The 19,256-nt window shown below is 33.9% G+C and carries 20 protein-coding genes and 2 riboswitches; of the genes, 2 read left to right on the forward strand and 18 right to left on the reverse strand.

Going from position 1 to position 19,256, the window contains the following annotated elements; translation table 11 throughout:
• Window positions 1-1,602: 1,602 nt before the first annotated feature.
• The 18 genes from BLV68_RS14390 to BLV68_RS14475 form a co-directional block, all read right to left on the reverse strand.
• Window positions 1,603-3,018 (reverse strand): DUF4340 domain-containing protein, encoded by a 1,416-nt coding sequence (locus tag BLV68_RS14390; RefSeq protein ID WP_093755026.1) that lies wholly within the window; start codon window positions 3,016-3,018, stop codon window positions 1,603-1,605.
• Window positions 3,005-4,459, reverse strand: coding sequence for a GldG family protein (locus BLV68_RS14395; RefSeq protein WP_093755028.1), 1,455 nt, complete (start codon window positions 4,457-4,459; stop codon window positions 3,005-3,007). The genes BLV68_RS14390 and BLV68_RS14395 overlap by 14 nt, the downstream gene beginning before the upstream one ends.
• Window positions 4,459-5,322 (reverse strand): ABC transporter permease, encoded by an 864-nt coding sequence (locus BLV68_RS14400; protein WP_093755030.1) that lies wholly within the window; start codon window positions 5,320-5,322, stop codon window positions 4,459-4,461. Before BLV68_RS14400 ends, BLV68_RS14395 begins: the two co-directional genes overlap by 1 nt.
• A complete protein-coding gene (locus BLV68_RS14405; protein ID WP_093755032.1) occupies window positions 5,319-6,299 on the reverse strand; it encodes an ABC transporter ATP-binding protein in 981 nt (326 codons plus the stop codon). The genes BLV68_RS14400 and BLV68_RS14405 overlap by 4 nt, the downstream gene beginning before the upstream one ends.
• A 182-nt stretch (window positions 6,300-6,481) precedes the next feature.
• Window positions 6,482-7,690 carry a sensor histidine kinase gene (locus BLV68_RS14410; RefSeq protein ID WP_093755034.1) on the reverse strand — a complete coding sequence of 403 codons (1,209 nt, stop codon included), beginning with the start codon at window positions 7,688-7,690 and terminating at the stop codon, window positions 6,482-6,484.
• Entirely contained in the window at window positions 7,683-8,360 is a 678-nt protein-coding gene (locus BLV68_RS14415) for a response regulator transcription factor (protein WP_093755036.1), read from the reverse strand. Before BLV68_RS14415 ends, BLV68_RS14410 begins: the two co-directional genes overlap by 8 nt.
• Window positions 8,361-8,748: 388 nt before the next feature.
• Entirely contained in the window at window positions 8,749-9,936 is a 1,188-nt protein-coding gene (locus BLV68_RS14420; RefSeq protein ID WP_093755038.1) for a putative ABC transporter permease, read from the reverse strand.
• Between the two features lie 80 nt (window positions 9,937-10,016).
• Window positions 10,017-10,592: a TetR/AcrR family transcriptional regulator gene (locus BLV68_RS14425; protein WP_200773810.1), complete on the reverse strand. Its 576-nt coding sequence runs from the start codon at window positions 10,590-10,592 to the stop codon at window positions 10,017-10,019.
• A gap of 75 nt (window positions 10,593-10,667) precedes the next feature.
• Window positions 10,668-10,853 (reverse strand): DUF2179 domain-containing protein, encoded by a 186-nt coding sequence (locus BLV68_RS16385; RefSeq protein ID WP_093755040.1) that lies wholly within the window; start codon window positions 10,851-10,853, stop codon window positions 10,668-10,670.
• Window positions 10,840-11,412, reverse strand: a complete 573-nt coding sequence (locus tag BLV68_RS14435) for a YitT family protein (RefSeq protein WP_159428721.1) — start codon at window positions 11,410-11,412, stop codon at window positions 10,840-10,842. Before BLV68_RS14435 ends, BLV68_RS16385 begins: the two co-directional genes overlap by 14 nt.
• A 249-nt stretch (window positions 11,413-11,661) precedes the next feature.
• Complete coding sequence (thiC, locus tag BLV68_RS14440; RefSeq protein ID WP_234949940.1) at window positions 11,662-12,972, reverse strand: phosphomethylpyrimidine synthase ThiC; 1,311 nt, start codon at window positions 12,970-12,972, stop codon at window positions 11,662-11,664.
• Window positions 12,963-13,763, reverse strand: a complete 801-nt coding sequence (thiD, locus tag BLV68_RS14445) for a bifunctional hydroxymethylpyrimidine kinase/phosphomethylpyrimidine kinase (protein WP_093755044.1) — start codon at window positions 13,761-13,763, stop codon at window positions 12,963-12,965. The genes thiC and thiD overlap by 10 nt, the downstream gene beginning before the upstream one ends.
• 90 nt (window positions 13,764-13,853) lie before the next feature.
• Window positions 13,854-14,522: an HAD family hydrolase gene (locus BLV68_RS14450; protein ID WP_093755046.1), complete on the reverse strand. Its 669-nt coding sequence runs from the start codon at window positions 14,520-14,522 to the stop codon at window positions 13,854-13,856.
• Window positions 14,519-15,259: a thiamine phosphate synthase gene (locus BLV68_RS14455; RefSeq protein WP_093755048.1), complete on the reverse strand. Its 741-nt coding sequence runs from the start codon at window positions 15,257-15,259 to the stop codon at window positions 14,519-14,521. Before BLV68_RS14455 ends, BLV68_RS14450 begins: the two co-directional genes overlap by 4 nt.
• The gene (locus BLV68_RS14460; protein WP_093755050.1) at window positions 15,249-15,560 is read right to left on the reverse strand and encodes a thiamine-binding protein; all 312 of its coding nucleotides are present in this window, start codon (window positions 15,558-15,560) and stop codon (window positions 15,249-15,251) included. The genes BLV68_RS14455 and BLV68_RS14460 overlap by 11 nt, the downstream gene beginning before the upstream one ends.
• 3 nt (window positions 15,561-15,563) lie before the next feature.
• Entirely contained in the window at window positions 15,564-16,397 is an 834-nt protein-coding gene (thiM, locus tag BLV68_RS14465; RefSeq protein WP_093755052.1) for a hydroxyethylthiazole kinase, read from the reverse strand.
• Between the two features lie 174 nt (window positions 16,398-16,571).
• A riboswitch (TPP riboswitch) is annotated at window positions 16,572-16,670 on the reverse strand.
• A gap of 49 nt (window positions 16,671-16,719) precedes the next feature.
• A riboswitch (TPP riboswitch) is annotated at window positions 16,720-16,818 on the reverse strand.
• Window positions 16,819-16,983: 165 nt separating this feature from the next.
• Window positions 16,984-17,274: a hypothetical protein gene (locus BLV68_RS14470; protein WP_093755054.1), complete on the reverse strand. Its 291-nt coding sequence runs from the start codon at window positions 17,272-17,274 to the stop codon at window positions 16,984-16,986.
• A gap of 665 nt (window positions 17,275-17,939) precedes the next feature.
• The gene (locus tag BLV68_RS14475) at window positions 17,940-18,233 is read right to left on the reverse strand and encodes a hypothetical protein (protein WP_093755056.1); all 294 of its coding nucleotides are present in this window, start codon (window positions 18,231-18,233) and stop codon (window positions 17,940-17,942) included.
• 172 nt (window positions 18,234-18,405) lie between these two features.
• Between BLV68_RS14475 and BLV68_RS14480 the strand changes: the two genes are divergently transcribed.
• Complete coding sequence (locus tag BLV68_RS14480) at window positions 18,406-18,783, forward strand: winged helix-turn-helix transcriptional regulator (protein ID WP_093755058.1); 378 nt, start codon at window positions 18,406-18,408, stop codon at window positions 18,781-18,783.
• A 235-nt stretch (window positions 18,784-19,018) separates the two neighbouring features.
• Window positions 19,019-19,256 (forward strand): transposase (locus tag BLV68_RS14485; protein WP_200773811.1); only part of this gene is annotated, 238 nt, incomplete at its 3' end.

Below are 19,256 nucleotides of genomic sequence, written 5' to 3' on the forward strand. Positions count from 1 at the left end.
AGGGTAGAACAATATCTTTAAAATTGAAACAATGCACCCTAAATCTATAGAAAAACTTGGGGAATAGGATTTAACAGGTGGTTTCTAGGTAAATAATGGCCTAGGCCATTATTTACCTAGAAACCACCTAACTAAAAAAATGAACACATTTCTCCATGTTTAAAATTATTGCCAAAATTATAAGAATTTATGTATATTTCCCTATAATTTTGGCAAACTAAAACTAAAGTATCAAATTTGAAAAATTATTATCTAAATTTAATCTAAATTTTCTTGTCAGATCAGAGTAATCAAACTTACTTAAAGCACAAAATTTATTACAGTCTCATTCATTGTCACTTAAAACAATTGCTTCCTTTTGCTTTTTATCTTTATTCTGCTTATTTTCTTGTTTAAGTTCTATTTCTTTATTTTCAGACATTTGTTCTAGTATCTTAACAACTTCTGGACCAAGTTCCTCATAAGAATTATACTGGTGTAGGTATTCTTTAATCGAAATTTTTTTACCAATTGTCTTGGCACTTCAGCTTGACTTGAAAGTTCCTCGCTTGCGGCTACGCTTTCCTCGGATATTGTAAACATAACTATCCTTTAGCGTATCTTATTCAAATTCAATTATATTATTAATTATGTCTGTCATATCATATCACATCATTTCTTTCATTAGTTAAACTGACACCTTTCTTAGATATGCATGTGCACTTCAACAGTAAAGAAATACATATTTGATAATTCTTTCTATTCTTAAAATCTTTAAAAATCTTGAAATTTATTCCATATTTCTTCATTAATCCTCAAGCTATTCAATTTAAAAAATTTTAGCTAAACAGCAAGCCATGTAACACATTATTAATTAGTTGCCATAAGTTAAATCACAAAGCAAACATAAAAAATATTATTAGTTATCCTTCTTTCCATTCCATTTTCGATCATATAATGCAAAATAGGTTTTAAAGATATTTTCTGGAACTAAATTAATCGCAGTAGCTTTTTAACATCTAATTAAATTTTTCTATACTTTTTATGTTTTTATATATTCAACATTTTTTTGTAATATTGTATTTATCTACATATTTTGAATCGTTTTAAATATTAATATTTGAAAAATAATAAATTTTTTTACCAAGGATTAGTTACCGCCATTAGAATTTTAATTCTAACCAGAAGAATAGAGATAATTCAACCTTTAAAAGTGGATAATATATCTCCCAAAAATTATGGCTAGGCTTAATTATTGAACTACTCACCAAAAATCATCCTTCTAATTTAGGTGAATAATTCAGCTAATTATTTAAGCCTAGCCATGCTATTATGCTATACTGAACCTTGTTTTTTGTCTAATCTATATCTCCTTATGGCATTTTCTATTATCCTAAAAATTAATCCTTTATATCCCAAGTCGCATGCATCTGACATTTTAATTAAGTCACTATAACCTTTGATACCAAAATATTGTATACTTTGTTTGCTACATTTTCTATTTCTCTCTGAATATCTTTATCTAGCTTTGCTGAAACATGATATAATTATTTATTTTAACAATATAACTTTACCTCAAAGCGATAAAATTATAAAATACATCTCCTCTATGAAAGTTGACTATTAATTTAAAACAATTGCATGAACGGTCTCTATCAAATCAACCACATTAGATCGCTTAATTAGCGATATAGGTTCACCATCAACTACCGCAAGGCAATAGGTTCCATCATATCGATACAAATCAATATGCACTTCAGGATAGTTTTCGTTATCTAAATAGAGCTTCAGACTAATTTCTTTTTTTTGTGTAGGTCTTTGGTTAGTAAAACTATCTGCCTTAAGATTTTCCAATGCTCTCTGAAAATCAACAAGCTCTAACTCTTCTTCCTTATAATAATAGGTACGCTTATCACCTTTTTTTTCAGATGTTATGGTATAGTTTGTACCTTCCAAAGAAACATCGAGCTGTTGAATACTCTCAAAATCCCCATGAAATACTTCAAGATGCCTAAAAGAATCATAAGATGCTGCCATCAAATCCCTATAGTCATCTGATGAAATCTTATAAATAATTTTAGAATTCCCAACTCTTACATATGCTGTAATCTTTTCTTCCTCTGAATTATCATTATCTTTTTTGGAAATTTTCTCAGCAGCCTTCTTTTCTTCTGGATCGCGGCTAATATTTAATACAAAGGTATCTGAAATTTCTTTCCCTTCTTCATTCTCTGTGGTATAAGCTACTGTTACCATTAATTCTGGTTCATCCAATCCGTATTTCCTAAGCTCCTCTTCTGATGCCTTGTATGTCACATAATCGGTTAGATCTAGGTGGGTTATTTTTCTCAAATAGCTGTTAACTCTATGAGTATCAAGCGGAAGACTTTTTCCATTTCTCTGGGCAAAATAAACATCATTATCGCTATAGGTATTAGCACTATCTTCTTCATATATAATATGATAATCTTCTACACCTTTGAATTGAATCTTCGTTACATTATCATTAAATGTAGGAATTTCATCATTATCAATCAAATCGCTTAAAACTACAGCAAAATAATCCATTGGATCATCTTTTACTAAATAGACATTTCCGTCTCCAATGGAAATATATCGTTGTGAGTCCATAATACTGTAATCACCCAGCAGAATTTCATAGGATTTTTCATCTGTTGACAAATTAATAGTACAAATGGGATCATCTAAACCGTATTGTCCATAATCCCTTGCTTCTTCAATTATAAAAGATGCTTTTAATTCCTCAAATAATGCTAAAAGCTCATTGATTTTTTCTTCATCTACTGGAAACGACTCGTCCTCATCATAAATCCATTCTTCATCCTTATGGAATGCAAGATTTTCTGATTCGTATTGCCAGGATAAAGCATTTACGGAATCAATAGGGATTTCAAGAATAATCTCTTCTCTATTTTTTATCTTTTCTTTATGCTCTTCAAGCTGCTTAACAGCATATGTTGCAATGGAGGTAACAGCTAAAATACATAATAGGAAATAAATTTTCTTAGACCGCTTCATTTTGCATCCTCCTTCTTCTCAGAATCACATAAATGCCAACACCAAGATATAATAGTGGAAATACACCAATCATAATCACTTTTAACATAAAGGAAGTTGAGTCGCTGATAGTTAAATAGTTATAATTCAATGACTTACTTCGAATTGCCACAGCCTCACTCTCTCCTATTAATGAAGATATTGCATTCATTCCTAAATTCACATTAGCACCAGATGAGTAGGCATTATACATATCTTCCAAGAAGTTTGACGATGCAAACCATACAATTTTACCATCATTGCTATTTTCTATTGATACTGCAACATCAAAAGGACCATTTATATCTCCTTCTTCTTTCTCGTAAGTTGAAATATTAAATCCCGCAACCTTGCTAAAAGCAGAATCAGAAGTACTAAGCAAAACTGTTACCCTTCCTTCTGTAGGTGTTTCCTTTATAGTCAAGCCTAAAGAAATTGGCATAATTGGATAATAATTCTCTTCGATAAGAGAATCTGTAATTTCATTACTTGTCATTTTTGGTAATATCATATAAGGTGCCTGAAATGCATAATATTCTCTGTCTGCTTCTACGACAATACCTTCATTGGTCTCAATTCCATAATCCAATAGTAAACTATATAAATTCTCCAATATTCCATCCTCAGTAGGCCCAGCAATTACTAAAAGTTTTCCACCATCTTTTACATAATCCGCTAACAACTCCTTTTCCTTATCAGAAATATCGCTAGACGGTGCATAGATCATAACTGCATCTGCATCTTCTGGAATGGAATCCACTGTTAACAAAGAAAATGTGTTAAGCTCAATATTATCTTTTTCTATTTGATCACTAAAAGCAGATGGAAGTTCAGCTTCTCCATGTCCTTCTGTAACATATAGTTTTGGAAGTTTTTCACTTGTAACATAGTCAATAGCAGATGTTATAGCACCTTCTCCATCAAAATACATGTTACTAGTATAGGTGTAAAAGTTTGTTTGCCGAATATAGATATCATTATAGCTTATAAAACGACTGCGTTCCCCACTTTCAACTATCAAGCTATTATTTTCTACCGTTTCACCGGTATATTGCTTTGCAAATGTAGGGTAGACATCGGGATTCTTTTTTACAATTTTAATATGGTCAGATAGGCTATCATATTTACTCAACAGATTTTCAATAATGTCGTCTTCTTTACCAGATTGAACTATCCAATAAATGGTTACATCCTGTTCTAGCGCATTTACTACCGCCTTAGTATTGCTAGTAATAGAATAAAGCTTTGATGAACTAATATCATATTTGGTAAGTGGGGCTGGCAATGAGGAAACAAATACGTTCATCATAATCAATATAGTCAACACTATTGCAGTCATTATAAGAGAATAGGATCCTCCACGTAAAGCAATCTTATTTCTTTCTGCTTCCCATAAAGATTTAAGGCGTTCTAATTTTTTCATCAGTTATACCTCCTTTTCTCAAGGGACTGCACAGAGAGAAACAAAAAGAATACGATAACAGTCAAATAATATACAATGGCTGTTATATCAAAAACTCCATTTACAAACACGCTGAATCGTTCAAACAAGGACAATTTGGTCATAATACTTGGCAACATACCTTCTAATTTTGCACTGTCAACAAAGTAGGTAATTATAATACCTACCATAAGCACAGAGCAAATTCCATAAGCTAGATAATTATTTTTTGTTAAATACTGTATTATAACTCCCAGTCCAATGACAACAATACACATGGCTATAACTGATCCTAAAGCTGTAGATGACACATATTCTGATAATCTAACACTATAATAATTCAACAAAATTATGGCAATACCAATACCTGCAGCAAATCCCTGATTTTCTGTTAAGGAGGAAATAAATACTCCAATGGCAATCAAAGCGCTACCCATAACAAAGAAAGCCAAAATAGAACCATAGGCTGTAAGTAAATAAACATCACCAAATTGTGAAAATATCAAAGGATAAAAACAGATTAAACATAATGGAACCAAATAAATCATTAATAATGATAGGTATTTCCCAACTACTACCTGGGTAGTAGTTATTGGTAGGGAATACAATAACTGGTCTGTCTTTTGTTTCTTCTCTTCTGCAATAACACGCATAGTCAAAATTGGCACTATGATTACAAATATAAGGCTACCAAAACTGAGTACATATTCAAAATTGCTAACAGCTGCCTGTATGTTATATAAAACAGAACCAATCCCTACAAAAGCCAATAGGAGTGAACCAAAAATATAGGTTGTTAACGAATGAAAATAAAGTCTCAATTCATGTTTCAATACTGCTATCATTTGTCAACTCCCTCACTTTCTGTAGATTCAATATCGGTGGCACTCTTTCCAGTAAGTTCAATAAAGATGTCTTCCAGATTGGTTTTCTTCAAGGTCATCTCCAATAATGCCTTGCCTTTTTCGGCAAATCCGTAAAATATATCACGAGAAACATCATATATATTCTCATGATCTGTTTTTATATGGGCTACAGTATATTCTTTCCCATTTTCTTCAATGCTCATATCGACAATGTGATTAACATTAGCCAAAATCCTCCTGATTTCTTTCTCCCCTGCATCAGTAGTTATGATAATCTCGTTTGGTGCCAATAATAATTTCTCCAAATTTTGGGGTTCACCAAAAGCAACCAACTTTCCTTTCGAAATAATAAGTACTTGATCACAGATTGCCTGTACCTCAGAAAGAATATGTGAACTGAAAATAACTGTATGGTTCTGTCCCAATTCCTTTATAAGATCACGAATTTCAATAATCTGAATAGGGTCAAGACCTACAGTTGGCTCGTCTAGAATTATAACTTTTGGGTTCCCAAGAAGGGCCTGAGCTATTCCAACTCTTTGTTTATATCCCTTAGAAAGGGATGAAATAAGACGGCTTTTTACATCTTCAATTTTAGTCTGGTATATTACCTTCTCAATCTGCTCTTTAAGCTCTTTCCCACCCAATCCCTTGGCTTCACCCACAAATTTCAGATATTCCAAGGGAGTTTCAGCCATATACAATGGGGGTTGTTCAGGAAGATAGCCAATGAGTCTCTTTGCTTTATAAGGTTCCTCGAAAATATCGTAACCACAAATTCGTACATGCCCTTCTGTAGCTGACAAGCACCCTGTTATAATATTCATGATGGTAGACTTTCCAGCACCATTAGGCCCTAAAAATCCATATACATGACCTTCATCGATTTCAAAGGAAATGTTATCAACAGCCTTGAAATCACCATAACATTTAGTTAAGTGGTCAACTGATATCATAATTAACCTCCTCTTACTTCTCTATAGTCACCATATTGAATTATACTACTGAATGCTGAAATGACGCTGAAAATTTATAAATAAGATTTAGGTTAATTAAAATGGATGATTAATTGCTATGTAAAACAAAAAAGGATGAAGCCCACAGTTTTGTGTTCTTCATCCCTTCCTTCAATTACTATTTATGCACACGGTAATTCTACATAAAAACAGTTGATACCATTGCTGCTCTCCAACCAAATCTTTCCTCGATGTCCAGTCACTATGCTCTCTGCAATAGGTAGCCCTAATCCAAAACTACCTGTTCTACTTCGAGCTTTATCCCCGCGATAAAATCGTTTGAATATGTTTTGAGCCTCCTCTGGAGAAATACTCTCTCCTTCATTTGCCACTGCTAATAAACAACGCCTTTTACCATGTTTTCTTAATGTCACCCAAGTAATACCTGCTTCTTTGGAATATTTTTGGGCATTATCCAGCAAAACATCTAATACCTGACAAAGCTGAGACGCTTCACCTTTAACTTTAATGTCTTTATCAACCTGAGATGTTAAGGTTAATCCTCTCTCGAAAAATACTGGTTCAAATGGAAGGAGTGTATTTGAAACTAACTTACTAAAATCCACAATATCAAAACTCTCTTTTAAATCCATGTTATCTGCTCTTGCAAGCTCCAACATTTTTTCAATTAAACTTCGCATTTGTCCAGACATGGTTAATATACTGTTTAAAAACTGTTGCTTACTATCTTCATCATATTCAGGGCTCTGTGCAAGCTCTGCATTCGTTATAATAACAGTCAATGGCGTTTTCAATTCATGAGAAGCATCTGCTACAAACTGACGTTGCTGCTTCCATGCCAAATCCACTGGTTTTACAGCCCATTTAGACAGCAAAACACTTATACCTAAAAACATGAAAAAGCTAAGTCCACCAATGATAAGACAGGATCTCATCATATTATTAAGTGTTGCACGTTCACTGGAAATATCTGAAAATACAAGGAAATAGCTAAGGGGAGTATCAAGACGATAATATCGCAAGTTATATTCTTCTATTACAGCAAATGTTTTAGGAGATCTAATAACTACATTTATAAGGTCATCCAAAAACTCCTTATCAGATAGGTCATAATATCCCCCTCCAGTTGCTAACAGTTCACCACGATGCCCAATTTGAATTATAAAATATGGTAACCGCACATCTTCCCCAAGCTCATTGGGAATTTCCAAACGAAAAGGCTGTCTAGCAATGTTCTGCATCATATTAATACTCTCAGCCTCAAGGTTAGCTTTTGTAAAATGATATACTAAACCTAAAATAACACAGAGCATGATAGTTACAATACTCATATTGATAATGACAAACTTAATTTGCAGCTTCTTAATCATTCTTGCTTACCTCCAAATAATATCCTAACCTACGTACTGTCTCGATTCGAACATTGGATCCAATATTAGCTAGTTTTTTTCGTAAAAACCCAATATATACTTCTACATGGTTTTCCACCGCATCAGTGTCATATCCCCATACTTTAGTAAGTATCATCTCTTTTGAAAGAATTTTCCCTTCAGCTTGAAAGAGGAAACGCATTATATCGAACTCCTTGCAAGAAAGGCGAACACTGTTCTCTCCACAAATTAGCATAGCAGATGAAAGATCCAAAGTCGTATTTCCAAATTTAATCTCATAAACTTGAGCGCCTTGCCTGCGTAATAACGCATTAATACAAGCTAATAATTCTCTTGTGTCAAAAGGCTTGGTTAGATAATAATCAGCACCAGAGTTCAATCCAGTGATGCGGTCTTCCAATTCTGATTTTGCGGTCAACATCAGTATGGGAGTTCCAATGCGCTTTGCACGGATTTTTCTAGTCACTTCATACCCATCCATTCTAGGCATCATAATATCTAGAATCAACAGATCATAGATTCCTAATTCTGCATACTCTTTTCCAGTTTCTCCATCATAAGCAACATCAACCTCAAAACCCTTTTTCGTCAACAGAGACTTAATAGAATCAGCCAGTAATTTTTCATCTTCAACAATCAGTATACGCAAGGTATTTCACCTCCAACACTTCTGTAATATCATAATACTACATAACTCTGAATTAAAGCTGAAATTTTATTAAGAGGATTAGGTGTTAGAAGGCACGATTTAATACCTGATATAGCTACTCGCTGAGTTATGAATCAAATAAACAAGCTGAAATCAAATACAGGCATTAGCTGGGCATAGCTTTTACCCTTGATTTCAGCTAAATATTAATGTATTGTGTGCTATTATCTTATTTATAAGCTTCATATGAAGAAATGAAAAAAGAACTAGAAAATAAAGGAATTTTCAATTTATAAATATTACTGATATAAACTATATCATATTTATGAGAAACCGTTGCTAAAAATCCTAATAATCTCTATTATAAAGTTCTATATAACAACTCTTGTTATATATCAAAGATCTCTTTTAATCTTTTAACTTTTTTTCTTCTGCCAAATTTAATAATCTCCATAAACGCACAGTATTTATCTATCATAAGCACAACAAAACTTTCTTTATATCTCGGTGGCTTTACAGTTAATGGCCACATATGCTTTTTAATAATGTCCTTTTCTATACTATTCAAGGAGAAAAATTTATCTGCATTTTGTAGAGCTATGTCCGGGTGAACAAATCCATGCAATCCTTTATAAGGTTTCTCAATGTGCCAGTCATACAAGTAAAAATCATGAAGCAACCCACCTCTAGCTGCTGATCGATAGTCCATGCCTAATTTCTTACATATTTTATAGCTTATATAAGACACATAAAGGCTATGTTCAAGACAGTTTACATCTCCATGGTGTTTGTAGTTCTTCATCGACCTTGTAATCTCATGACTAATCAAATCATTTATACAATCTTTGTATTCTTCCTCAAATTTAAAATCTGTTCTTATCTTAACTTTGATTCTATTAATTCCACCGTTTAAAATGCTCCTCACCTCTCGACTTAAAACACTTTCAATCGAGATTAAAAGACGAGGAAATGCAAGAAAAATTCTTTTGTATTTTATTATTATATCTTTATATTTACTCTCAGATAAATTTGCGTGATTTATAATTGCTTTTCTTAAATTTAACGTGCTAATTACTGACTTATAGGTATCAACAAGGAAATACACAGCCAATAAAGCTGTAATATATCTTTTAGCTGACACAGGTATTAAATAAATAAATTGTGTAATTAAGGGATGAACTACTTGTATCAACAAAAAAGCTAATAAGCCCCATAGTAGAGAATAACTCAAGCAAATATAACCCTTAAGATTCATCATATTATTACTATAATCCCACCATTTGGCATTAAATACTTTTTCTAATGCATAACCTGTGATAAATTCCAAAGCAGTAACCAATAAAGTAGAAATAACTATGCACATCAACAATGATATGTAATAATTACCGAACATATTCCCAATCCATGTTGAAGATTGAATAATCATAATTGCACCAAAACCATAGATTGGTGTAAATGGACCAATTAAAAATCCCCTATTAATGAATTTCTTTTGAGTTATACTAGCAAAAGCTGTTTCCATAATCCATCCCATAAATGAATATACTGTGAAATATAAAAATAAATCTACTACCATATTTGATTCTCCATCCCCTTTTTTTAGTTTTGCTCTAAAATTGATTACATGCTCATTATTGCTATTTCAATATCCCTTTATTATTCAAATAATATTTGCATGGCATCTAACGCTTCTGTCAATTCATCATCATTGTCAAGTAAAGCTTGGATTCCAGTACCAAACATTGAACCTATTATTAGTCTTGACAAGGATTTTGATGAATACCCTTTTAGTTTTTCCAATTTAGAATTGTTAAGAATATATTTTTCTATCATATCTGACAAATCCTTATATAAATCGCTTAGCAAATGGCTAAAAGTAGGTGACCAAAGGGCTAAACCTGAAAAATCATATAACAGCTTAAAAAATTTGGGATTGTATTGCAACATTTTTCTAAAATACTTAATCAATGATTTTGCTCTTTCCTTTGGTGATTCCTCTGCCTTTAAGGCTTCTTCTATCTCACGTAAATATTTATCGATCATCATTCTCACTACTTCTTTAAACAGCCCTTCTTTATTATTGAAATAATAATTTAGCTGACTTAATACAACACCTGCTTCGTTAGCAATATCTCTCATTGAAACATTCGCATATCCTCTATTCGATATACATTCAGAAGCAGCTAACAGTATTCTTTCAGGTTGGCTTTGTTTATTCATTTCAGAAGCCATAATAACCACCTCACAAATTAGGTCATACGTCCGATTTAATTTTATTTTAACTGTCTTATATTTTTCTGTCAAATATTATTTGTTTTGATGATTCTCTTTTTTCAAATAACTAAAACCCTCCCCCACAACCTCTACTGTTATGAATGCATAAGGGGCAATTTGACTTACATAGGTTTTTATTTTCATATATTCTCTTTTATCTACTATCGTATTTAAAACAAACTTTTTATCTTTTAAAAATCCACCATCAGCATAAAAAATTGTTGAACCTCACTCTAATGTATTTATAAATAAAATCATTAATTTCAAAACTTCTTTCACTTATTATGAAAATATTAGATTTTTTCTTTAACCCTTTTATAAAATTATCGATAACATAAAAGTTAAAAATTATACCTAATAGAGCATATAAACCTAATGTTTTATCAAAAGATATTCCTACTAAAAACACTATCATAAAATCTGCCAATAGTAGTGCTTTACCTATTTCTAGATTAAAGTACTTATTAATAATTTTGGCTACAATATCAGTACCTCCGGTTGAGGAATTCTGATAAAAAATTATGGCCATACCAATTCCCTGTATGAGAATTCCAAATATCAGATTAATCATTAAGTCATCTACTAGAGGGGTTTCCACTTGAACAATAACTTCTAGAATATAAATTAATATGGCAAGAAAAAAGCTTGAGTAAATTGTATATCTCTCAAAATCTTTGCCAACTGCTATAAAGGCTATAATAAATAGTACCAAATTCGAGATAAACACAATTATCCCTATTGTAATAATAGGTATATCATTAACAATATTAACTGTCACTAAAGTGACTGATTTAGATAGTGTCAAGTTGTTATAGAAAAGAGTCAACATTATTGGAAACGTAACTTTACTCTCAATAAAGATAAATACTAATCTAGAAAATTAGACCGCCAATCATGTTAAATACATAATCAGCGGTCATTTTATTATATTTCCATATTAATCTCATAATCTTAGCACTCTACAGTCAACTTATCGTTAAAAACCGCTACTTTCTCAATAATATCTCTATGTAATCTAGGCCCTAAATTATAAAATATCAATATGCTCTCCTGCAAGTGCCTTGTTCATACTTCTAACTGCACAAAACTTTCCGCACATGGAACACGTATCTTCATACTCAGGCTTCCTTTCAGCACGTATTCTTTTGGCTGTTTCAGGATTTATAGCGTACTTCCACTGTGTCTCCCAGTCAAAGATTCTTCTTGCTTCTGCCATCCTATCATCGATCTCCCTTGCTCCTCTTACACCTTTGGCAATATCTGCTGCATGAGCAGCAATTTTCATAGCAATAATTCCCTGCTTTACATCTTCTAAATTAGGCAGTGCCAAGTGTTCTGCAGGTGTCACATAGCATAAAAAGGCTGCACCTGCTGAAGCTGCAATAGCACCTCCGATTGCGGCTGTAATGTGGTCATAACCTGGTGTAATATCCGTTACCAACGGGCCTAATACATAAAACGGTGCTCCGTTGCAGACGGTTTGCTGGATTTTTACATTGGCTTCTATTTGGTCAATAGGCATATGGCCGGGTCCCTCCACCATTACCTGTACATCCTTTTCCCAAGCCCTTTTGGTAAGTTCACCTAGTCTTACAAGTTCCTCAATCTGACATATATCTGAAGCATCTGCAAGACATCCCGGTCTGCAAGCGTCTCCCAACGATATTGTTACATCATATTCACGACATATATCAAGAATTTCATCGTAATATTCATAAAAAGGATTTTCTTCACCTGTCATGCACATCCATGCAAATACAAGAGATCCCCCTCTGGAAACTATGTTCATTTTTCTTTTATGTTTTTTTATCTGTTCAATAGTTTTTCTTGTAATACCGCAGTGCAAGGTGATAAAATCCACCCCATCCTCTGCATGAATCCTTACTATATCAATAAAATCTTTAGCTGTAAGGGTATCTAAATCTCTCTGATAGTGGATAACAGAATCATATACCGGTACAGTTCCTATCATAACCGGACATTCTGATATTAGCTTTCTACGAAAAGGAATAGTATCTCCATGTGAAGACAAATCCATAATTGAATGGGCACCCATATTAACAGCTTCCATCACCTTTTTCATTTCCATATTGTAATCCTTACAATCCCTTGAAACTCCTAGGTTTACATTTATCTTTGTTTTTAGCATTGAACCAATTCCCTGCGGATTGATGCATTTATGATTTTTATTTGCACATATTACCACCTTTCCAGATGCAACTAATGGCAACAGTTCCTCAACTGTCATTAGTTCTTTTTTAGCCACTTCTTTTAATTCTTCTGTAATAATCCCTTTTTTTGCGGCTTCCATCTGAGTTAAATATTCTCTCACTGCCATCTCTCTCCCTTATAGATATTCCACATATGGTTAAGTGGTCCGATCCCTTTTCCCAAAACAAGCATTGCTTTCAAGGCACCTGACACATATTCCTTTGCAAGTTGGATTGACATTTCCAAATCTAATCCCTTAGCAAGTCCACAAGCAATAGCACTGGATAAAGTACATCCAGTTCCATGAGTATTTTTATTGTTTACTTTCTCTCCCATAAACCACCTGTACTTATGATTCTGATATAATAAATCATTAGCATTGCTTTCGTTATGGCCACCCTTGCAAAGAACGGCACACCCATATTCATCGCTGATAATCTCTGCAGCTTTAATCATATCCGCTTCATTTGTAATGGCTACTCCCGATAAAACAGAGGCTTCAGGAATATTTGGTGTCAATAAGGTTGCCTGACGAAATAAAGTATTTTTTAAGGCTTCTATTGCATCATCCAGAAAGAGCTTTGAACCACTTGTGGAAATCATAACCGGATCTAAAACAATATTTTTTGCATTATAAAATTTGAGCTTCTCGGATATGGTTTCAATCAATTTAGTCGATGAAACCATGCCAATTTTCACCGCATCCGGAAAGATATCGGTAAAAACACTATCCAACTGTTCGCTTAAAAATTCCGGAGTAACTTCCATAATCCCTGTTACACCCATTGTATTCTGTGCAGTTAGTGCAGTAATCACGCTCATAGCATATACGCCATTTACCGTCATTGTTTTAATATCGGCCTGTATTCCAGCACCTCCTATGGAATCACTTCCCGCGATTGTTAATACTGTTTTCATTTTATTAGCCTTATTCTCCTTTCTTCTATATACGCGGTTATCTTTAGTACTAATTTTATAGCCTAAAAGGTGTTATCCCAATTTACCGCTTTAAAATATTTTAGATGATGCCTTTTCCATAAACGCATTAATATTATCTAGCTTCTTCAAATAAATGTCACTGTTCCTCTTAATCTCATCCAAATCATCTATACTAGAAGCATCATATACGCCGACTGTTCTAAAACCAGCTTTTTTTGCCGTCTGAATTGCATACAATGCATCTTCAAAAACCCATGTATCTCTTGGTAGCGTTCCCATATGTTCAACTGCAGCAAAATAGATATCTGGTTTTTCTTTACCAGCACCTATTTCCGTAGATGTAAATATTCTGTCAAAAAAACCTACTACATTAAGCCTTTGTATTGCCTTTTCAAAAACCTGCCTATCACAGGAGGTTGCTGCCACCATTTTAACGCCATACTGTTGCATACCCTTTAAGAACTGCTCCACACCTTCTTTTAATTGAACTTTATAAGAATAATAATCTTCAATGGTGTGATTAATCCCTTTTATAATTTCACCCTCTTCCATATCTAAATGGTATCTTTCCTTTAAAAATTTCGCTCCTTGCGACATGCTCATACAAAACATGATTTTAGCAAGCCCAGATTCCGCTTGTAAACCCAAATTGCGTAAAAACATTTCACCAGCCTTATTCCACACGGGCATGGAATCCAATATAACCCCATCTAAATCAAAAATTACTCCCTTAATCATAACTTCACCTGTTTTTCGATTAAATCTTTACATCCAACCGTAGCATAAAGCTTCCAGGTTTTTACTAAATCGACAGCTGCTTGTTTTGGATCATCAGCCTCAGACACAGCAGACACGACAAAGAAACCATCGACTCCTGTTTGTGCAAGCTGAGGTATATCAATAAGTTTAACACCGCCACCAACTACGACCGGGACCGGGCTAATTTGGGCAATTTTTGAAATTTCTTCAAAACTTCTGGTAATCACTTTTCCATCTAAATCAACCCCACAGTCTGGTTTTGTCATTGTTTCATGCAAGGGGCCTACGCCAAAATAATCAATCTGAGAAACATCTACTGTTTTAATATATTCAAATATGTCATGTGTCCTTGCTGATAAGCCAATAATTGAGTCTTCACCCAAGTATTCCCGGCAGACTTCCACCGGAATATCATCTTGTCCAACGTGAATTCCATCAACCTTTATCCCCTGTTGTTTCGCCGCTAAGATGACATCAAGGCGGTCGTCCACCAATAATACCACCTCATCCGATTTACCAGCTTGAGCGATTACTTCCGAAGCCTCGCGGGTTAATTGAATCAGTTCTCGAGCAGAAGCAACTTTGGAACGGATTTGTATACAAGTAAACCCAGCCTCAACTACATCTTTAATAATCATCGCCACCGACCGCCCTTTAGTATTCTCGGGACCCACCACAAAATATGCTGAAAGATCAAATTTTTTTCTAATGCTCATTTTCTCCTCCTAAAAGTTCATTGATTTTATCGACTTTAGTCGTCATCATGTTAGTAAACCCTGGGCGAATATCGGCCTTCAACACAACCTCTGTACGGATGCCCTTCTTGGTCAACACAAAAGTAGCTTCTTTCACCACCTGCATCACCTCATCCCAGGGACCTTCAATCTCCGTAAACATAGAAGTCGTTCGGTTCGGCAAACCTGACTCCCGAATTACTTTCACCACTTCTGCAACTTCAGATGCAAGCTCTTCCCCAATTCCAAAAGGCGCAATCGCCACTGCAATTAAAGTATTCATACATTAAACCTCCTCAATTTCAAATGGATTATTAGCAATCTCCCCTGCACTTGCTTTATAAAGTTCATCAAGAAATTTAATCTGAAAGCTTCCTGGACCATCCACCTTCTTTTCAGTGCGTGTTCCAGCCAAATTGTACACCGCAGTACCAGTAAGTGCTGCAATAAACGGTGAAGCAGCCGTTAAATAGACCGCGATGACTCCACCCAATGAACAGCCTGCTCCGGTAATTTTAGGCATAAAATGAGATCCCCCATAAGAGAAGGCGATAACAGTTCCATCAGTGATTAAATCGGTTTTCCCAGATACTGCAACCGCTCCACCTGTCCATTTAGCCAATGAAACAGCGGCAGTCTTTGCTGCAATTACAGAATCCGTTGAATCAACACCACGTACTTTGGAGATAGCCGCCCCACCGTCTAGCTTCCATAAACCAGCTAGTGCAATAATTTCCGAAGCATTTCCTCTTATTACATGAGGTTTGTAATCTTTAAACTGCCTTAACAAATGCGTCCGCATCGAACCAATCCCGACAGCAACCGGATCCAGTACCCATGGTTTACCTGTATCGTGCAATACTTTTGCTACATGGGGTAAAGTCTGCTCATAAATGGGTAAAAGTGTGCCAACATTTATATAGATAGCTCCACTAGCTTTTGCTAAAAATTCACCCTCTTCAGGTAGATAAACCATGGCAGCGGAACCTCCAACGGCCAATTGAGCATTGGCTACAAAATTAATCGTTACCGTATTGGTGATGGATCCAACCATCGGATTCGTCTGCTTTACGGTTTCGACTGCCTGAAAAATCTGCTTTTGAATCTCCTCTTTAGTCATTTCCTCTCCTTCCTTTCGTTAGTATTAATAGAATATAATTTCAGGTATATCAGTATCACCTCCTTTCATTCCCTCTAAAAGTCAGATTTTACCCTCTCAACTCTAACAAGTCCCCGCAACGTATTCAATTTTAAAAAAAGCGTTCCTCTCATAAGGAACGCACCTATCCATTATTATTATAACTAAGTTGCTTCCCTACGACAGTATTAACTGACAGGTTCAAAGGGTCAGGTTCTACCTTCTCAACTCTTACGAGTCCCCCCGCAACGTATTCAGTTTTAAAAAAAGCGCTCCTCTCATAAGGAACGCACCTATCCATTATTATTATAACTAAGTTGCTTCCCTACGACAGTGTTAACTGACAGGTTCAAAGGGTCAGGTTCTACCTTCTCAACTCTTACGAGTCCCCCCGCAATTCGCCTATATAATATCACTTACAACCTTTGGTGTCAAGTCCCATTAAGTTTTAAAAAACGATATTTGCAGAGGGATTGAAATAGAAGGCATCGCCTACTATATAGGTATGGGGATATAAACACCACATAGATTTAATACCCTTGAATTCCTATCAATGAGTATTTTTATATTATCCTTTAACTATTTCTTCTTTTTCTTCTAATACCTCTTGCCATAATTCATCAGCCTTATCCTTCCATTGTTCTGCACAGAGTTTAGTTTTAGCTACTAGGTCCTCTACATCTTCTGGAGATTGTAAATCTGTGGATTTTACTTCTGTTCTTTTTGCCATCTCCTCAATATATTTTGGATTTTCTAGCATAGGACATGGCAGGAAGTGATTATCATAAAATAGAATTCTCTCCTTATATTCCATAAACAGTGGCTGTTTAAGTGTTTGTAAGAAGATTACTACTATCATGAGGTATTAATCCTAAAATAGCACACATACAAATATCCAATATACTTACTAGTCTTTTTAATTATCACAAAAATCTTTGCCATAGGAGCAGTAATAACTATTGCAACCATATTGTTTAATGTTGTCCCCGATAAGGCCTAGCAGTTAATCCAATGAAAATCTCACAACCTTTCCTTCCTTTGATCTTTGATGTTAGCGTTTCTACCAACCAATCCATACCACAGTAATATTTTATGAGTCCAATTAATTCAACCATTAAACTAACAAAAACGAATAAAAAATATACTTTGCATACCTTCACCTATGGAAATTGCACAATCGAAGGGAGTTTCCCATCATAAAATAGCAAGGCTATAATAATTTCTATTAATACAACAACATGCCGTGGCATTTTGTTAAAAGGCTCTTCTACACCTATTATAGTAAAAAACATTCCTACTTTAAAGTACTCGGAAAACTTTCATTCGAATAAAGGCCAATGATTTATAATTTCTTTTACTCTTTAAATTCATTTCTCTAAAAATACCCCCTAGCAGTAAAAATGTTACTTTCGAAAACGCTGTTAAAAGAATACGAGGCTTTGATTAAACGATTGAAAGTATCTAAAAATACAAAGTTAGCCGACACTTAATAGTATCAGCTAACTTCATATCAGAAACATTATTCTATAACGTTACGCTGTAGATTTTAACATCTGGTTCAGCACTCCATAGGGGTTTTAAAGCTACAAATACATCTTCTTTAAATAGTTGACTATTAAGATAAGCTTGTGCATTTTCTATACTATCAAATCCATGAAGTACTTGAACGTCCTCATCTCGAACTAAAAGCTCTTTGGTTAATGCTCCTTTAATCTCATCTAAGAATGGTTGTCGATATTTTGAATAGACTTTTACTGCCTCAGGGCGCTTTTCATTATCAATCTTCATTGTAATTTGTAAATACGTTTTAACTTCCATACTAAATACCTCCATTTCTTATTATACTTGGTTATTTAATGTAACTTTATTATATATTGACTACTTACTTTTTTTAATATATTAGGAAATTTATTAGTCACTAATAATTTTAATAGCAACTTGAAAATATATAGTTTAGTATGTACAATGATAGTGGAAGGAGTTGAATATGATGTATGAAAATAAGCTAGAAAAGGATATTCGTTGCCCTTTAGAGTATGGATTAGATATTTTTGGAGGTAAGTGGAAGTCTCGTGTTATCTGTGTTTTGGCTGAGAAAAAAGTTTTACGATATAGTGCTATTCGCAAGGAAATGATTAATATTACAGATTCTGTTTTGGCATCTACATTAAAAGAATTAATAAATGATGGTATTGTAAAAAGAGAGCAATACAATGAAATACCACCACGTGTCGAATACAGCTTAACCGACAAGGGAAAATCCGTTGTACCAATTTTACAAACTATATGTCAATGGTCTGGAGCCTTTTATAAAGAAGATAACGGAAATAAACTATTCCAATGTCAAAAATGCGATTTTAATAAATAAATAAGTAAATCTGTTTTTAAACTAACTTTTTAATCAATACTACTTATAAAATAAACAAGAGTTGATTGTTACTCCAACTACGTAATATTTAATATTTGCTATAAATATTTCGTAAAAGATACAACTACAATAGACCTGTAGGGGGTAGTGTAAAATAATTTGTGCTTTTAGGAAATAAAATTCTCTTTTCTGGCAAGAATCTAAATAAGACCAAAACTAGAAAGGAGAATTTTTTATGGCAACTTTACCAAAGGAAGTTTTAAGAAATATGATAGTAGATGGAGATTTAAAAACAGTAAATGATCTCCACACATATCTTAAAGAAATGTTTAAAGATGCACTACAAGAGATGTTAGAGGCAGAATTAGAGGTAGAATTAGGATATGTAAAAGGAGATAAAAAGAACAAAAATACAGATAATCGTAGAAATGGTACTACGAAAAAGACTGTAAGCACTCGTTTTGGAGAAATTG

Source organism: Tepidimicrobium xylanilyticum (genome assembly GCF_900106765.1).
In the GTDB taxonomy this organism is placed as follows: Bacteria; Bacillota; Clostridia; order Tissierellales; family Tepidimicrobiaceae; genus Tepidimicrobium; species Tepidimicrobium xylanilyticum.

Coding starts and splice junctions, on each gene's coding strand:
- BLV68_RS14390 (WP_093755026.1), bottom strand. CDS start 3,018: ATGAAGCGGTCTAAGAAAATTTATTTCCTATTATGTATTTTAGCTGTT.
- BLV68_RS14395 (WP_093755028.1), bottom strand. CDS start 4,459: ATGAAAAAATTAGAACGCCTTAAATCTTTATGGGAAGCAGAAAGAAAT.
- BLV68_RS14400 (WP_093755030.1), bottom strand. CDS start 5,322: ATGATAGCAGTATTGAAACATGAATTGAGACTTTATTTTCATTCGTTA.
- BLV68_RS14405 (WP_093755032.1), bottom strand. CDS start 6,299: ATGATATCAGTTGACCACTTAACTAAATGTTATGGTGATTTCAAGGCT.
- BLV68_RS14410 (WP_093755034.1), bottom strand. CDS start 7,690: ATGATTAAGAAGCTGCAAATTAAGTTTGTCATTATCAATATGAGTATT.
- BLV68_RS14420 (WP_093755038.1), bottom strand. CDS start 9,936: ATGGTAGTAGATTTATTTTTATATTTCACAGTATATTCATTTATGGGA.
- BLV68_RS14425 (WP_200773810.1), bottom strand. CDS start 10,592: ATGGCTTCTGAAATGAATAAACAAAGCCAACCTGAAAGAATACTGTTA.
- thiC (WP_234949940.1), bottom strand. CDS start 12,972: ATGGCAGTGAGAGAATATTTAACTCAGATGGAAGCCGCAAAAAAAGGG.
- thiD (WP_093755044.1), bottom strand. CDS start 13,763: ATGAAAACAGTATTAACAATCGCGGGAAGTGATTCCATAGGAGGTGCT.
- BLV68_RS14450 (WP_093755046.1), bottom strand. CDS start 14,522: ATGATTAAGGGAGTAATTTTTGATTTAGATGGGGTTATATTGGATTCC.
- BLV68_RS14455 (WP_093755048.1), bottom strand. CDS start 15,259: ATGAGCATTAGAAAAAAATTTGATCTTTCAGCATATTTTGTGGTGGGT.
- BLV68_RS14460 (WP_093755050.1), bottom strand. CDS start 15,560: ATGAATACTTTAATTGCAGTGGCGATTGCGCCTTTTGGAATTGGGGAA.
- thiM (WP_093755052.1), bottom strand. CDS start 16,397: ATGACTAAAGAGGAGATTCAAAAGCAGATTTTTCAGGCAGTCGAAACC.
- BLV68_RS14470 (WP_093755054.1), bottom strand. CDS start 17,274: ATGATAGTAGTAATCTTCTTACAAACACTTAAACAGCCACTGTTTATG.
- BLV68_RS14475 (WP_093755056.1), bottom strand. CDS start 18,233: ATGGAAGTTAAAACGTATTTACAAATTACAATGAAGATTGATAATGAA.
- BLV68_RS14480 (WP_093755058.1), top strand. CDS start 18,406: ATGTATGAAAATAAGCTAGAAAAGGATATTCGTTGCCCTTTAGAGTAT.